Consider the following 17,353-nt stretch of genomic DNA (forward strand, 5'->3'; position numbering starts at 1 on the left):
CTGCGGTACAAGCAGATGGCACAGTGTCACAGCCTAGCTACAGTGTTGGTGGTAGTAGTTATAACAATGTAGGTGGTGCAATCTCGGCAGTAGATACACGTGTAGGTAATTTGGAAAGTGCATTTGCTCAAACCAATCAGCAAATGAATAAATTGCGTAACGACACCAACGCAGGTATAGCGGGTGCAATAGCGATTGCTTCACTCGGGCAACCGATTGAAAAAGGTGCTTCAGCACTGAGCTTAGGAACAGGTGTTTGGAATAACAGTACGAATCTCGCAGTAGGTGCCAGCGGTGTTACGGAAGACCATAAAATATTTGGTAAGCCTGTAAACTATATTTGGAAAATGGCTGGTACGAGTGACTTTAAAGGAAATTCTGGTGGTGGCGGTAGTGTTACTGTGACTTGGAAATAGCTTTAAGATCGCTAAAGTTTCATGATCTATATTGTCCCTGTTTAAATCATTTAGACAGGGGCATTTTATATTAAAACGTAAAACATATGACCAGTTGCTGAATCCATCTTGTTAATTAATAATCATTTTTATTCTCCTTTGTTATTTTAAAAAGAGTTTAAGTTGATTTGTAATAACAATGTTTCAAATGTGGTGCAAGGGTCGATTTTATTGCTTATACCGAGTATAGTTTAACCATAGAAAGACGAAATAATTCGCTCAAAGTCATAATATTTGAAAGTGAGGACAAAATGAAAACGACTAAACCTAAACAGATTAGCCGCGTCTATACACGTAATAACTTAGACGAAAAAATTAAAGAACCAACACTGAAAATTTTAAGCCAAGTACTTGCAAACTTAATTGATTTGTCGCTAATTACTAAACAAGCACACTGGAACATGCGTGGCAGTAACTTTATTGCAGTACATGAAATGTTAGATACATTTCGTACAGCAATCATTACGCATTTAGACAATGTTGCAGAGCGTTCAGTACAAATTGGCGGTACAGCTCTAGGTAGCGTGCAAGGTGTGGCTGCGAATTCACAGTTAAAAGAATATCCAAGTGATATTTATGATGTTCAAGATCATTTGGTTGAACTTGCAGATCGTTATGCAGTTGTTGCAAACCACTTGCGCTCAATGATTGATGATATTAAAGATCCAATTTCAGGTGATATTATTCAAGGTGCACTTGAAGATCTAGACCAATATTTATGGTTCTTAGAAGCAAACATCGATAAACAACACTAAACTTAATGTTATTAAAAAAGCCAACGACACTTTAGCGTCGTTGGCTTTTTTACATTTGTTAATCTAAGTGATTAAAAAATAACTATAAATAAAATAACTTGGCTTAATTTTAGCATGCTTTATACTGACGAAATTATTTGATGCAATGCCATAAAGATACAATGAATGGTTTAGATAAAACACAAACAAAACAATGGTTTGCACGATTGGAGCTGGGTTTCGATTATTCAAAAGATCGAACCATTATGTCGCATCGAAAGCATTTTGGCCCCGTTCGAGTGCAGAAAATGCTATGGCCTGAAAAAACAGGCGTATGTCATGCCATCATTGTGCATCCACCTGCAGGTATTGCAGGCGGAGATCACTTAACTTTCAATATGAATGCAGGCCAAACAGCACATGCTCTAGTCACTACACCGGGTGCTGGCAAGTGGTATAAAACCAATGGAAAAACTGCATATCAACACATTCAAATAGAGGTACAAGATCAGGCGATTTTTGAATGGTTACCACAAGAAACCATGCTTTTTGATGGTGCAGTTGCAGAAACAACCACAACGGTAAGTTTGTCAGAACACGCCAGCTTTATTGGCTGGGATATGCTCGTGATTGGTCGTCAAGCCAGACAAGAGAGTTTTGTAACAGGGCAATATCGTAGCCAATTCAAGCTGCAAAGAGAACAGCAGCTCTTGGTTGCAGATACCCTATATTTTACAGGCCAAGATCGATTTTTAACGTCTTATCTTGGCATGAATGGCCATGCGGTTATGGGTAGTTTATGGGCTGTCCCACCCAAAAAATACCGTTCAAGCATTCAACTAGAGCAACATCTTGAGCTGATCCGAGAGCTTATCATGCGTATGAATATGCCAGTGAGCTTAACGATACTCAATGATGTCATTACTGCACGGTTTCTAGGCAGTAATGTGAGAGATTGTCATGATGCATTTGCAGGTATACGTGCACGACTGCGTCAATATTGGTTTGAGCTTGAAGAAGCTTACCCAAGAATATGGAAAACCTAACTAAAAAGGTGTAAAACAATACAACGTGGACATGGCGTGATTGTAACAAAACTAGATTGGATCACCATTTTAAATCAAAGGATAAGATCATGGAATTGAACCCAACAGAAAAAGACAAACTACTTATTTTTACTGCGGGGCTGGTTGCTGAACGTCGAAAAGCTAGAGGATTAAAACTCAATTATCCTGAATCAATTGCCTATATTTCTGCGGCATTGTTAGAGGGTGCAAGAGATGGCATGACTGTTGCCGACCTTATGCATTTTGGCACAACACTGCTTAAACGTGATGACGTGATGGATGGCATACCAGAGATGATTCTTGAAGTGCAAGTTGAAGCAACATTTCCAGATGGTTCAAAACTTGTCACTGTACATCAACCGATTGTATGAGGAGAAATCTATGATACCCGGTGAAATTATTACCAATGACGGTGACATTGAGCTGAATGTTGGTCGCCATACACTCAAATTAAATGTTTCAAATACAGGTGATCGTCCTATACAAGTTGGGTCGCATTTTCATTTTGCAGAAGCGAATGATGCCTTAGATTTTGACCGTGTGCAGGCTAGAGGTTATCGCTTAAACATTGCCGCAGGTACAGCCATTCGCTTTGAACCTGGTCAAAGCCGTGACATTGAGTTGGTGGCATTGGCAGGGCACCGCATTGTATATGGTTTCGCAGGTCGTGTGATGGGCCCTTTAGATTAAATAGGATAGATAACATGAAAATGTCACGTAAAGCCTACACAGAAATGTTTGGCCCAACACTTGGCGATAAAGTACGTCTTGCAGATACAGACCTGTTTGTTGAAGTTGAAAAAGACCTGACCATTTACGGTGAAGAAGTTAAATTTGGCGGCGGAAAAGTTATTCGTGATGGTATGGGGCAATCACAACAGCTCAGTGCCGAGGTAGCAGATACTGTCATTACCAATGCTTTAATTATAGATTGGTGGGGTATTGTTAAAGCAGATGTTGGACTAAAAAATGGTCGCATTTGGAAGATTGGTAAAGCAGGTAATCCAGATATTCAACCGGGTATTACTATACCGCTCGGCGCTGCAACAGAAGTGATTGCAGGTGAAGGGCAAATTTTAACTGCAGGTGGTATAGACACTCATATTCATTGGATTTGTCCACAGCAGGTTGAAACTGCTTTAATGTCTGGTGTCACCACCATGATTGGTGGAGGCACAGGCCCTGCTGCAGGGACGTCTGCTACCACTGTAACCCCCGGCCCGTGGCATATTCACAGCATGTTACAAGCCATAGATGATATGCCAATGAATATTGGTTTATTGGGTAAAGGTAACTTGAGTTTACCTGAGCCGATTCGTGAACAAATTAAAGCAGGGGTTGTGGGTTTAAAGCTGCATGAAGATTGGGGATCAACACCCGCTGCCATTGATAACTGTTTAAGTGTGGCAGATGAATTTGATGTACAGGTGGCAATACACACAGACACTTTAAATGAAAGCGGATTTTTAGAAGAAACCTTAGCCGCATTTAAAGACCGAACCATTCACACTTACCATACCGAAGGTGCTGGTGGTGGACATGCGCCAGATATTTTAAAAGCCATTGGTCAAAGCCACGTTTTGCCTTCATCAACCAATCCGACTAGACCATACACCATCAATACTATTGATGAACATTTAGATATGCTGATGGTATGCCATCACTTAGACCCCGCCATTGCCGAAGATGTTGCTTTTGCGGAAAGTCGTATTCGTAGAGAAACCATTGCTGCAGAGGATATTTTACAAGATTTAGGTGCAATCGCCATGATGTCTTCCGACTCTCAGGCGATGGGGCGAGTGGGTGAAGTGATTATTCGCACATGGCAAACGGCACATAAAATGAAATTGCAGCGTGGTGCATTAGAAGGTGATCGTTACCAATGTGACAATCAACGTGTTAAACGTTATATTGCAAAATATACAATTAACCCTGCCATTACACATGGTTTAAGTCATGAAGTTGGTTCGGTAGAGGAAGGCAAGTTAGCAGATTTAGTGCTATGGAAACCTGCATTTTTTGGAGTAAAGCCTGCCATGATTATTAAGGGCGGTATGATTGCAGCAGCACCAATGGGTGACATTAATGCATCTATTCCAACGCCACAGCCTGTGCATTACCGTCCAATGTTTGGTGCTTCTGCACGGGGTGCACAGCAAACATGTATTACCTTCTTGTCAAAAGTGGCCATAGAGGCAGGTATTGCACAGCAGTTGGGCTTAAAAAAGCAAATTAGCCCATGCTATAACACCCGTAACATTACTAAAAAAGACATGAAGCATAATACTTATTGCCCAGTGATGGACGTACACCCAGAAACGTACGAAGTGCGTGCAGATGGAAAATTACTCACGTGTGAGCCTGCTACAGCATTGCCAATGGCACAAAGATATTTCTTATTTTAATCGTGATTATGGCGTCTTTTTAGACCTATATTTAGCAAAGATAGACTGTTTTATGAAAATTTATACACAGCGTTTAGACACAATTGCAGCATCAGATACATTTGAAACCTTAGAGTTGACATTTGATACACGGCAGAAATCTCGCTTTCGTGCACAAACTAAAAATGCCATAGATATTGGTGCAGATTTACCTAGAACAGGTATTTTACGAAGTGGGGCATATATTGCAACGACTGAAGGCGATATTTTACGCATTGATGCCAAAGCAGAAACACTCATGCAAGTGACGGCACAGACTGATTTTGACTTATTAAAAGCAGCTTATCATTTAGGTAATCGTCATGTTCCGCTCATGCTTACACCCTCTGCCTTATATTTCGAGCCAGATCATGTCCTTGCTGAAATGGTTGAAGGTTTAGGTTTGGCGGTCACTCAAGTCGAACATCCGTTTGAGCCTGAAAGTGGAGCATATGCACAACATGCACATGAACACCGTTTAAGTCCGATTAAGTCGCTACATCATCATGGACATTAATGCAGCAAAATTGCTCAAATTACTGACGCTGTCATCTACTGCCTTGCCTGTGGGCGCATACTGTTATTCGCAAGGCGTGGAAACCGCTATAGAGAATGGCACTGTGCATGATGAAGCATCAGCGATTTTGTACTTCGATGAAGTATTACACATGCTATTGGCTCGTTTTGAGTTACCAGTATTAAAGCGTTTGTTGGAGTCTTATGCAGATGAAACACAGTTTTCACATTGGGCAAACATGTATAGAGCAAGCCGTGAAAGCAAAGAGCTTTTAGCAGAATCACAACAGCTAGCATTTTCACTCAATGCATGGATTAAAGATGTTTTAAAGCGACCTATATACGTTAAAAAACAGCTGGGTTTTGTACCTGTGTATGCCCATTTATGTGGTGAAATGGGGCTTGGTGTAGATGAGGTACTGACAGCGTATGCATTTACAGTGCTTGAAAACCAAGTGCTTGCTGCTGTGAAAACTGTGCCATTGGGTCAAATGAGTGGTCAGCGTATTTTATGGCACTTACATGGTCATGTACCACAAGCAGTTGAATATGCAATCGCTTTACCAAATGAACACCTATCGAGTGCTTTGCCTCAATATGCCATGCTCAGTATGCAACATGAAACTCAGTATTCACGACTTTTTAGATCTTAAAATAAGGAAAAATATATGACACAACGTAGCCCATTACGTGTAGGAATTGGTGGCCCAGTTGGTTCGGGTAAAACAGCACTCACTTTAAACCTATGTCGTATTTTACGAGAAAAATACAACATGGCCGTTGTGACTAATGACATTTACACCAAAGAAGACTCGAACTTTCTCACTCGTAATGAAGCGATGGACCCAGAGCGTATTGTTGGTGTGGAAACAGGTGGTTGCCCACATACGGCTATTCGTGAAGATGCATCGATTAACTTGGCTGCCATAGATGACCTATGTGAAAAATTTGAAGGTCTAGAGCTAATTATTATTGAAAGTGGTGGTGATAATTTGGCGGCAACCTTTAGCCCTGAATTGTCGGATTTAACGTTATATGTGATTGATGTGTCTGGTGGTGAGAAAATTCCACGCAAAGGTGGGCCGGGCATTACCAAATCAGATTTATTGATTATTAATAAAACAGATTTAGCACCCATGGTTGGCGCAAATTTAGATGTAATGGCACAAGATGCCAAACGTATGCGAGGTGATAAACCATTTATTTTCTCAAATATGAAAACACAAGATGGCGTACAAGAAGTGATAGCATTTATTGAAAGACAAGGTCTGTTTAAATCATAATCCATATAGTGTTTGCGTAAGCTGACTTGCATTTAGGATTTAAGCGTTTTATGTTATTTGTACTATTTCACTTTTAAGGACAATCATATGACATGTGATCATAAACACCATACAAACCATGCGCATCAACATGGCGAAGGCTGTGGCCATACTGCAATTCAGCACAATGATCATGTGGATTACTTACATGACGGCCATTTACACCATCCACATGAGTCACATGTAGATGAGCATGTGATTGAAGTAGATACAAATAACCCTGCACAATGCACACCAGACCATGTATGTGCAGGGCATGATAAGGACCATGTGCATGGCCCAAATTGTGGTCATGAAGCTGTGCCGCATGGTGACCATATAGATTACTTAGTTGATGGTCACTTGCATCACCCACACGGTGACCACTGCGATAATCACGGTAAAATAGAAGTCATTAAATAACTGTTGTTGTTACTTTTTTAACTAAAAGCCTCAATTTATTTTGTGGCTTTTAGTTTGAGTAATGTGGATTTATTAGATATTGAAACTGCCGGAATTAATAAAAAATTTATCTAGTGATTACACTGGTATCACGTTTTTACAGTATATTTTTGATATCAGATTGTCGATTGGTGCATATTTTTTCTTTCTATAAGTGAGAGAGTAACATGGCTTAGTTTTTTGTTCGCTCTATTTTTTATTATTATACTTATGCCGCATTTTAACCTAACAATATAAAACTAAATATCTTTCCATATTTGTTTTTGCACTTATATGGCTAAGTATTGCCTTTTAAGAATATTAAATAAATTTTATTATTTATTTTAAAGGATGTGAGTCATATTTTTATACCAATAAATAATCCCAAGCTCATTAAATACCTATTTAATACTTTAGCGAATATAAGTTTCCTGATTATTGATTAGCATACATAATTTACTGCTAAAAATTATTCGATAGATCAGTATTTATCTTGAGCATCAATTTTTCTGAAAAATTTATATCTTTGGGTTTTACATACTGTGAATGTGTTTAAGTCAATTTATAGTGTGGCTTTGCTTATCTATAAATGCTGTATGTAATATATTTATGTAAACAATTTAACATTTTTTTATAATAATATTTAATAATTGACAATTATTTGTTATGGAATAATATGATGAAAACAGTTTTTCTAGCTTGTTAATAATTACCGCACTGATATGTACAACATCATCTTATGCAGATCATAAATTACGAATTAAAACAGATGGGGCCGCTACAAAGTCTTTATATCTTGTTGGTAAAGATCAACTAGGTAATTTAAACAATGGATTTTGTATCCAAAATTTAAACTTAAAGCCAGGTTGGTTTGAAACACCTTTTATACTACAAGATGGTAGTACTTATTCTGTACTTGGTTTTTCATCAAGAGACTGTACAGCGGGGTTAAGAAAAACCATCAGAGATAAAGTTCCGACCAATGATGGTCTTAGATATGTATGGGTTCCATTATTTTAGAGCTGGTTGAGAGTTTTTCTGATTAGGCTATAATCAGCCGTATCGAAATCTCTCTGTAAATGCTCATCTCTCATAAAATTTATATGATAGATGAGCTTCTTCTTATAAGAAATTTAACACTTAACTTTTGAATATAAAAATAAAATATATTTTATAGGCCAAAATAACATTTTATATGCCTTGTTCTCTTTTAAAGATTTATTTAATATGTTGTTGGAGCGTAACTTTTTTTAAAAAAATGTAAAAAAGTTATCACAATGATGTGTTTAAAGGATAAAAAATGAAAGCCCTTCTGAGTAAAAATGCTGTTTTACGAACAACATTCGTTGCTTTGATTGGTCTGCTTTTTAACTGCTACAGTTCATTGGTTTTTGCGCAACCCAAAGCTGGAAGTAGTATTACTAATATTGCAAGTGGTGATTTTTATGATGACCAAGGTAATTTGCAGGTCATTAATTCAAATGCTGTAGTTTTAACTGTTCAAGCCATTTATGCACTTAACTTGCAAAGTAATCAACAAAATATTGCGACTATTGGTAGTAAAGTGAGTTTTCCACATGTGTTAGTGAACACAGGTAATATCGCTGATGATTATAAGTTTAGTCTAAAACAATTGACCAATGATCAATTTAATTTAGAGAACATGGCTGTTTATATTGACCGAGATCAAAATGGTGAGCCTGACGATAATAATAATTTATTGAATGAAAATACGACACTTCGATTAGAAGCAGACCAATTCGCCTCTATTGTAGTTGTTGGTGGTGTTCCAAGTAATGTATCAGAAAATAATCTTGCAAACTTTACTTTAACAGCCACTAGTCAGCACAACACTAATATTGCCATGACGGTAAGTGATACAGCCAAAGTCGTAGATGATGCTGTAATTCAGGTCACGATGGCACAAAGTGTAAGCACAGGTAAAGTTGGTACAGAAATTACCTATACATTTAGTTATGCCAACACAGGAACAGCTGCTGCTCGATTGGTATTGAAAGATATTTTGCCAGCAGATTTGAGCTATCAAGCCAATAGCGCACGTTGGGCAAATGGTTCGGGCACACTCACAGATGCTGATGATGTTGAAGCTACGAGTAATACGGGTATTAAATACAAAGCCAGTAATGGGCAAATTGATGTGGAATTGGGAAGTATTGCCCCTTTAAGTAAAGGCAGTGTGAGCTTTACTGTACTAGTAAATGCCAATTCGGCACATAAAGTTTCAAATACTGTGAGTTATCAGCAATATAATTCATCTAATGCTGTCATTAAAAATGCACTTACCAATACAGTTATTTTTAATGTTGAGCAAACATTAGGTGTCGTGTTGAATTCAATAGCCAGTAATGCCAACGATGATGGCGAGCCAAATACAGGGTCTAGTAATCTACAGAGTATAAATAATACATTTAATGGTGTCGCAAAAGAGATTCAATTTGATAATTATGTTTGGAATACAGGGCAAGCCACAGACAGTTATAATTTAACGATGCTACAAACCAATGTACCCAGTTGTGCAGTTGTTCGCTTATACCATGCAGATGGTCGTACTTTACTCACAGACACCAACGGTGATGGTGTAATAGATACAGGTGGTTTAGCCGTAGGAGGCTTTAAAAAAATTAAAGTAGGCGTATATTTTCCTGCGACATGTACGTCATTAAATACCATGGATTTTGACCTGACAGCAACGTCAGTGACTGACACGAGTATAAAAAATAGTACACGTGATCGACTTGTAAATACAATCGTTGTGGGTGAAAGTGACTTATATAATAGCAATAATTCAGGTGTTGGCGTTGGTAATGTGAGTGGCTCAAGTGGGCAGGCACAATTGGCCAAAACAACTGCAAAAGGCACAAATGTTGTTTTTCCTTTGGTGGTTAAAAATAGTAGTGCGGTAGTAAATAATTATAATTTGTATGCCTCCAGTACAAATATTGATGTGAGTAGCCCAAGTACCACATTTCCTTTAGATTGGACGGTTAAGTTTTATAATGGCGATGCGACATGTCAATCGTTACAAAGTGAAGTAACTAATACAGGAAATGTAGCAAGCGGTGCAATCAAACAATATTGCGCCGTGGTGAGTGTTCCTGAAAATACAAATGTATCGAGCTTAGCCATTTGGTTTGCAATAAAATCTCCGATGAATGCACAGGGAGACAGTATAAAAAACCAAGTTGATGTTGCAATACGTCAACTGACTTTAGCAAATGACCAACAAGGACGAATTAACATTGGGGGCACAGTTGTTTATCTACATACTTTAAAAAATGCGGGTACATTGGTTGAGGGTGATGCAAGTGGTAAAGTCAGTCTGAAAGTCGTGCCTCAGAATGTAGACGATGGATTTAGTTATGTTTTATATTACGATGCCAATAATAATGGGGTATTAGATGAAACAGACCCTATTGCGACAGATTTATTTGTTACAGGTGGTTTGAGTCCACAAAAATCTGTTCAATTATTATTAAAAGTTCAAGCACCTGTCACGGCAACCAATGGTATGTCGAGTATTGTGAGTGTCATTGTTTCACCAACCAATACCACTCAAGGTATCCTGCTTAGTACGGTCCAAAATACAGATTTAACAACAGTTGATCCTACACAACTTCGTTTAACCAAAGAACAAACTAAAGATGAAGCATGTATGCTCACCAATGTTCAAACAGCTACATATAGCAGTACACCCTTAATGATTAAGCCGAACCAATGTCTTACTTACCGGTTAACTATAAAAAATGAAGGCGCAACACAAGCTGCTAAAACAGTGATTAATGATGTTGTACCTGCTTATAGTATTTTACGCAGTAATTTAGCACCTTCGGTCAGTAAGGGAATCGTTACAGTGAGTGGTGGGCAAATTTCAGCGAATATTGGGGTACTTGCACCACAAGAGCAAGCGATATTGTATTTCTCAATACAAGTTACACCTTAATTGGGGCGGATAATAGATCATGAATAATGTTAGTCGATTTAAAAAATTCCGTATCCAAATGATTGCTTGGATTGTTTTTTTAGCCACAGTGCTCGTCATGCCACAGTTGTGTTTAGCAGCATCTACACAGCAAATTATTAGTAATATGGCAATTGGCGAATACAGCGAAGAGGGGTCAAGTGTTGTACAAGTGAGTCGCTCTAATTTAGTTCAGACGACGGTGTTGCCTCTATATTCTGTGAATTTAAGTAGCAATAATATTAAAACGGTTGTTGCTGGTCAAAAGGTATATTTTAACCACACACTTACCAATACAGGGAATGAAACAGATCAATATACTTTTACTGTGAGTAATAATACGTCTGATAATTATGATTTAACTGATTTTTCCGTTTTTTTAGATAAAGACAATGATGGCGTACCTGACGGTCCAGCAATAACATCCTATGCATTAAGTGCAGGTGACTCAGTCGGTCTCATTGTTGTAGCAACTGTACCTACAACAGTGACTGTCGATCAAAAAGGGATAATTACGTTAAATGTGAGTTCATCAAATAATGCTTCTGGTACTAAAGCCAATATAGATACCACAACGGTGACAAATCAATCTGCATTAATAGTACGGAAGAAGTTTTCTCAGACGACGGTTGCGAGTGGCGATGTTATTACAGTACGTTTGGACTATCAAAATTTAACCAATACAGCAACAGGTGTAGTGACACTGACTGATACACTAGATTCAAGTTTGCTGTACCAAGCAAATAGTGGTGAAAATTGGAATGGCGTAACGGTTAATCCAAGTGAGGGAAGTAATGATCCTACTGGAATTAACTACAGCGTGACATCAAATGTAGTCCGTGCTGTGATTAGTACGATTGCTGCAAACAGCAGTGGTTATCTTGAATTTAAAGTTAAAATAAATAAATCCAATGCAGGTGTGATCAGTAATGTTGTAAATACTCTATACGATCATGATAATAATAGTGCAACAGCGAATATTTCTGATGTGAGTAATACGGCTGTGGTCAATGTCGCTCCAATCTATAATGTTAAAATAAACGGTAGTGCAAATGACAGTAGTAATAGCAACGTAGTAACGGCAACCCCAACAACGCAAGGGGGTGAAATTACGCTTAATAATTATGTTTGGAATACAGGAAATGCGACTGATCGTTTTAATGTCACCTTTGCCGGAAATACTTTTCCAGCAGGGAGTCAAATTGAGCTATACCGTATTGATGGTGCAACACCCTTACTAGACAGTAATGGGGATGGTATCCCTGATACTGGTTTGTTACCAGCAGGTGCATATTTCCCAATTATTGTTAAAGTACGCTTCCCAAGTAGTTATGCCGTAACTGCAGACACTACGTTTGATTTGTCTGTTCAGGCTCAATCTGTAAATGATATTACGAAAAAAAATACAATAAAAGATCAAGGTACTTTAGCTACAACACCCTCAGCACAATTGGTTGATTTGGTGAATAGTCCTGAAAACAATGCTGTGGGCAATGGTAATGTTGATAATGCAGGTGCACCTTGGAAAACGTTGCAGACAACGACCAGTACAAATACTGTTGCTGGTGGGCAAGTGGTTTTTCCATTAACAGTCACACATCATGGTACAGGTACCCAATACATATTGAGTGCAAATTCAAGCTCAGACTTTACGCAAATGGTATTACCTAGTGGTATTAATAAAGTTCGTTTTTATATAGCAAAAAATGATGAAAGCTGTAGTACTTTAGGAAATGAAATAGGTAAAACTCGTTATTTAAGTGATGGAGAAAGTCAGCTTGTATGCGCTGTTGTGGAAGTTGACCCGATGAATAAAACGGTCACTACACCAATTTACTTCAGAGTACTCTCGACCAGTTTTGTGAGTACAAATAATAGTAGTAATCCGAGTCAAGATATTATTAAAAATGCCATTACCATTCAAAGTGTCAATGCACAAAACCAAGTCGAGTTTATGCCAAGTGCTCGTGGGCAGGTTGCGCCGCTAGGTACGGTGGTCTACCGCCATTATTTAGTGAACCGTACAGATACAGACTTGGCAACCAATTATCGTTTTGTAGTAAACAATGATCAAAATGGTTTTCAAAGTACGCTTTTTTATGATGTTAATGAGAATGGTATTTTTGATTCAGGTGATTTAATACTTGGCAGCTTAGCAGATTTACCAAATGGCAAGTTGGCTGCACATCAACAAATTAATGTATTGTTGCAAGTGAAAAATTTAGCCTCTAATAATAGTTATCAGTCTAACAGTACTATAGTAAATTTAACCAACGCGAGTACTAACCAAATCGTCGCATCTATTACGGATGTAACAACAGTGAATCAAGTGCAATTAAAGCTTAATAAATTACAAGCACGTGATTTTGATTGTGATGGTGCCGCAGATGAGCCATATACTAGTAACAGTTTGAATATTGGTAAGCAAGACAATGCGCAAGGACAATGCATATTGTATAAAATTACTTTGACCAATATCAGTCAAAAAAACTTAGAGACTGTATTTACTTTTAGAGATATGACACCTGCATATACCGTGTTATTTCAAACACCCAATTGTAGTGCGTGTAGTGGTGTAACAGCGCCTACAGTGGGCTCTAGTGGCGCAGTTTCAGGGACATTAAGTCGTGTTGCAGCGAATCAAAGCTATGACTTTAATTTTGGGGTGCGTTATGTTGGGCAATAAGTTAAGCGTACAGAAAAATAATATTTCACATTTAAAATATTGTGTATTTTTTCTATGTGTATTGCTGAGTTGTTTGATTTCTACAACTGCCAGTTATGCAGCAGACGCCGTTATTTTAGAAGCACGTTTTAGTGTGAGTGCAACTTTACCTGCCATTGAGCGTGGACGTATTGGTTCGCAATTGATTAATATTAAAAATGAAGGTCCAAATAATGCAACAAATGCCGTTGCTACCTATGTGGCAGCGCCAAAAACTGGTGTAACTGTGACCTCTGTCAGTGTTGTTGGTGGTACAGCGTGTACATTAAGTGGCAGTAATTGGTCATGCACATTAGGTAATGTTACAAATGGTGTGACTAAACAATTGGTTGTGAGCTATAACACCACATCGGCCTCATCTTTAGGGTCTGGTCAACAAGCAACAGTAAAAGTTTCAAGTGATGAGTTTAACCCAGGCAGTGGTGTAGGCGAGACTTTATATAAAGTGTGGGGAAGTAATAATCAAAATGAAACCAGTAAAGATGGCGCATTTTGGGTCGGTTATACAGGAACTGGCGGTACAGCAAAATCAGGTGCTTACTCTGATGAAAGTACAAGTGTTGTAGCTGCATGGCCTGTAAGCCAATCTAGCCCTACAGGTGCTTATTTGGTTAGTAGCGCTGGAGGTCTAAAAAACTCAACATATGCTGCATCTACCACCACAGCTCAAGCCATGATTCAGCGTATTATTACCAATATGAGTACAGATGCAAATGCAACAGTACAGCTCAATTTAATTAATCCAGAAGCGACAGGTAATGGCGACAACCGACGGGCATGGGAGTTTACTACAGGCGTATATACAACAGCTGACTCAAATACAGTCACAGCATGCGTTGGTAGAAGTAGTCTTGGTGTTGATGATGGGGGATATATTATTGTAGATGGTGCCAGTGTTGTTTCTCAAGATGGCTACGTGGCTGGTGGGTTTGTTTCAAGTTCATTTAGATTAGCACCAGGCTATCACCGTATCACTTATCGTATTGTTAATAGAAACACCTACAATGGTCGAAGTGAGCAAGCGGCAGGTGGTTATGGCGCAATTGGTTTGTCACTGAGTGGTGATTGTTCAACGACAAACTACGATGCTGCAACGACAGCGGGAATTCCTGTCAGCATAAATCTGATTGATGGTGCAAAAATTAAAATTGCTAAAAACTCAATTAATGGTGTGGGTACTTTTAATTATATTAATCTGAGTAATCTTGTGAATAATACAATAGATGTGACGAGCGATAGTATTACAACAACGGTTGCAGGGACACCAGTGAACTCTGCACAACAATTGTGGGCAAAAACACTCGGTAGTGATATTTCGGTGACTGAAAGTGCGGTGACTGGGTATGTTTTATCTGGTGTCAGTTGTAGTGATACAAATAGTTCTACTACAGGTAATACAGGTACATTTTGGACATTAGCCAATAATGTGATGACGATTCCTGCTGCCCGCATTAAAGAAGGAGCGAACATTACCTGTACTTTTACGAATAATAAACTGATTTATGTCGATATTGCAGGCAGAGTATTTACCGACAATAGTGGTACAACAGGCGATGTAGCTAAAGCATATAATGGGACGCAAGATACGGGTGAGATTGGTATTGAGAACAGTACCATACTTTTAAATAACTGTAGTACAACTCAGTTAGCCTCAGTATTAACCAACGCAAGTGGTGATTATGCATTCTCAATTGAACAAGGTTTATTGCCATCATCATTTTGTATTACACAACAAAATAGACCTGAATATCTATCTGTGAGTGGTACGACTGGTTATGATCGCTCAAGCGACCGTATAACACTGACGAAAACCAGTGCTACGAGTTATATTGGGAATAATTTTGGTGATGTTATAGTCAATGTTGTATTAAATGAAGATGGCCAACATACGGCCATTGCAGGTGATGTCACAGATTACCCTCATCGTTTAACGACACAAACTCCAGTACAGCTCACCCAATTATTACAGACACAAACGCAACAACCAAATTCTAGTATAGACCAACCATGGCAAGCGTTAATTTATCGAGACAGTAATTGTAATGGTCAAGTCGATACAGGAGAGGTGCTTTTTAACCCAACCACCTCAAGCCCCGTATTATTGCAGCCAAATACAAATATTTGTTTAGTACAGCGAGTTTATGTTCCAACCAATGTGATTGCTGGCGCACAGCACATAGGTGAGTTGCAAGCAAGCTATCAATTTGCTTTGGCAAACCCTGTAGAAACAATAACTGGTCAAACTTTAAAGCGCAAAGATGTGACGTTGATAGGAAGTGCTGGATTAACTTTAGCTAAAAAAGTTCGTACAGTGGCTAGTTGCCCAGCGACTTCATCTGATACAAATGCATTTAATACAACAAATCAGGCAACCAAGAATGACCATCTAGAGTATGAAATTACCTATAAAAATAACAGTACAAAGAAACTGCAAAACGTAAAAGTAAAAGATAGTTTACCTACGGCGACCACTTTTGGCAGTATTAGCTGTAATGTGACTCCGAATGGAAACACGTGTAACGCGAGTTCTGCAAATAATACTTTAGAATGGATTTTAACAGGCTTATTGAACCCAGCATCTTCAGGGACACTTAGATTTTGTGTGGCACAGTAATAAGATAAAAATTTTGCTGATTATACAATGCATGTCACTGTCTATACTGTGGTGATATGCTTGTTTTATATGCGCATACATGTGACATTCAATTGTTTAAATAAGCGTGTGCCACATTTAAAACAGCAGATTGATTGAGTATCACGCTACATTTCAATGAATATAAAAACTATAATTTGAAGGTTTTACTCTGTTTATAGACACGATTGTCATATTAAAGTGTTTTAATCGGGTAAGTTAGGGGATTTTTAGTTATAAAAAATAGAGATAATTTCCCGTATTGTTGGTTTCTTATTCTCTATGTATTTATTTTTGTTGGAAATATATATGTATATATGCTTAGATATTTTTTTATGAAAGAAGTGGACGTTTAGTATAATTTTTATATTTTATACCTTCAAAACTTGAATTAAATAGCAACTTTACTTTTCCGATGGTTTGTTTGCTAGAGTTGCTACTTTAATAGAAAACATATATTTTAAACAAAATTACATAAAATATTGTGCGTTGTGTATACAATATGGAGATTATTTGCATAATATGTGAGAAAATGTCTAAAGTGCTTTATTTTGAACTGGGGAACAACCAAAGTGCATTTAAAAAATTATTTGATTCAATGTGTATTGGCTGTCACTGGCTCACTCATAGTGGGACAGGTGTCTGCTGAAACCAAACTTGCGAAAGAACCGGTCTCTGTAGAGCTAAAGACGTATTTGATTACTGTGGGTAGTGACGGTGCTCAAACAGCGAAGCTTGTGAGCAATGTAAAGCCAAATGATGTGGTTGAATATCGTGTAACGTATACAAATAATACGTCAGGTGATATTAAAAACCTCGCTGCAACTTTACCTATTCCTGTAGAAACTCAATTTTTGGCAAAGAATAAGCCTGAAAATGCAACCGCAAGTACAGATGGTATTAACTTCTCTCCCATGCCTTTAAAAATGAAAGAAGGCAATCAAATGGTTAATGTGCCATTAAAAGACTATCGTGCATTACGTTGGACAGTTGCGGTACTTCCAGTAGGTAAATCTATTACTGTTTCAGCACAAACACGCGTTAATAGTGAAAAAACACAGAGTAAATAATCTTCTGTAA

13 protein-coding genes and 2 pseudogenes are annotated in these 17,353 nt (G+C 38.1%); all 15 read left to right on the forward strand.

Features of this window, described 5'->3' with window-relative positions:
• Positions 1 to 416 (forward strand): annotated as a pseudogene (locus BLS38_RS02160) (hypothetical protein); the annotation flags it as partial.
• Positions 417 to 706: 290 nt separating this feature from the next.
• A complete protein-coding gene (dps, locus tag BLS38_RS02165; protein WP_092746707.1) occupies positions 707 to 1,210 on the forward strand; it encodes a DNA starvation/stationary phase protection protein Dps in 504 nt (167 codons plus the stop codon).
• A 161-nt stretch (positions 1,211 to 1,371) separates the two neighbouring features.
• Positions 1,372 to 2,235 carry an urease accessory protein UreD gene (locus BLS38_RS02170; protein ID WP_092746708.1) on the forward strand — a complete coding sequence of 288 codons (864 nt, stop codon included), beginning with the start codon at positions 1,372 to 1,374 and terminating at the stop codon, positions 2,233 to 2,235.
• An 89-nt stretch (positions 2,236 to 2,324) separates the two neighbouring features.
• Positions 2,325 to 2,627 carry an urease subunit gamma gene (gene ureA, locus BLS38_RS02175; RefSeq protein WP_092746709.1) on the forward strand — a complete coding sequence of 101 codons (303 nt, stop codon included), beginning with the start codon at positions 2,325 to 2,327 and terminating at the stop codon, positions 2,625 to 2,627.
• 10 nt (positions 2,628 to 2,637) lie between these two features.
• Positions 2,638 to 2,946 (forward strand): urease subunit beta, encoded by a 309-nt coding sequence (locus BLS38_RS02180; protein ID WP_092746710.1) that lies wholly within the window; start codon positions 2,638 to 2,640, stop codon positions 2,944 to 2,946.
• Between the two features lie 14 nt (positions 2,947 to 2,960).
• Entirely contained in the window at positions 2,961 to 4,661 is a 1,701-nt protein-coding gene (ureC, locus tag BLS38_RS02185; RefSeq protein WP_092746711.1) for an urease subunit alpha, read from the forward strand.
• A gap of 52 nt (positions 4,662 to 4,713) precedes the next feature.
• On the forward strand, positions 4,714 to 5,196 hold the full coding sequence (gene ureE / locus BLS38_RS02190; RefSeq protein WP_092746712.1) for an urease accessory protein UreE: 483 nt from the start codon (positions 4,714 to 4,716) through the stop codon (positions 5,194 to 5,196).
• Complete coding sequence (locus BLS38_RS02195; protein ID WP_092746713.1) at positions 5,186 to 5,848, forward strand: urease accessory protein UreF; 663 nt, start codon at positions 5,186 to 5,188, stop codon at positions 5,846 to 5,848. The genes ureE and BLS38_RS02195 overlap by 11 nt, the downstream gene beginning before the upstream one ends.
• 15 nt (positions 5,849 to 5,863) lie before the next feature.
• Positions 5,864 to 6,478 carry an urease accessory protein UreG gene (ureG, locus tag BLS38_RS02200; RefSeq protein WP_092746714.1) on the forward strand — a complete coding sequence of 205 codons (615 nt, stop codon included), beginning with the start codon at positions 5,864 to 5,866 and terminating at the stop codon, positions 6,476 to 6,478.
• Positions 6,479 to 6,565: 87 nt separating this feature from the next.
• Complete coding sequence (locus BLS38_RS02205) at positions 6,566 to 6,919, forward strand: hypothetical protein (RefSeq protein ID WP_092746715.1); 354 nt, start codon at positions 6,566 to 6,568, stop codon at positions 6,917 to 6,919.
• A gap of 717 nt (positions 6,920 to 7,636) precedes the next feature.
• Entirely contained in the window at positions 7,637 to 7,957 is a 321-nt protein-coding gene (locus BLS38_RS02210) for a hypothetical protein (RefSeq protein ID WP_092746716.1), read from the forward strand.
• A 280-nt stretch (positions 7,958 to 8,237) separates the two neighbouring features.
• Entirely contained in the window at positions 8,238 to 10,898 is a 2,661-nt protein-coding gene (locus tag BLS38_RS02215; RefSeq protein WP_092746717.1) for a DUF11 domain-containing protein, read from the forward strand.
• Positions 10,899 to 10,956: 58 nt separating this feature from the next.
• Positions 10,957 to 13,602 carry an autotransporter outer membrane beta-barrel domain-containing protein gene (locus tag BLS38_RS02220; RefSeq protein WP_425283451.1) on the forward strand — a complete coding sequence of 882 codons (2,646 nt, stop codon included), beginning with the start codon at positions 10,957 to 10,959 and terminating at the stop codon, positions 13,600 to 13,602.
• A gap of 100 nt (positions 13,603 to 13,702) precedes the next feature.
• Positions 13,703 to 16,255: pseudogene (locus tag BLS38_RS02225) on the forward strand (prealbumin-like fold domain-containing protein); the annotation flags it as partial.
• 608 nt (positions 16,256 to 16,863) lie between these two features.
• Entirely contained in the window at positions 16,864 to 17,343 is a 480-nt protein-coding gene (locus tag BLS38_RS02230; RefSeq protein ID WP_244518151.1) for a hypothetical protein, read from the forward strand.
• The last annotated feature ends 10 nt before the right edge of the window (positions 17,344 to 17,353 follow it).

It is taken from the genome of Acinetobacter boissieri (assembly GCF_900096955.1).
Classification (GTDB): Bacteria; Pseudomonadota; Gammaproteobacteria; order Pseudomonadales; family Moraxellaceae; genus Acinetobacter; species Acinetobacter boissieri.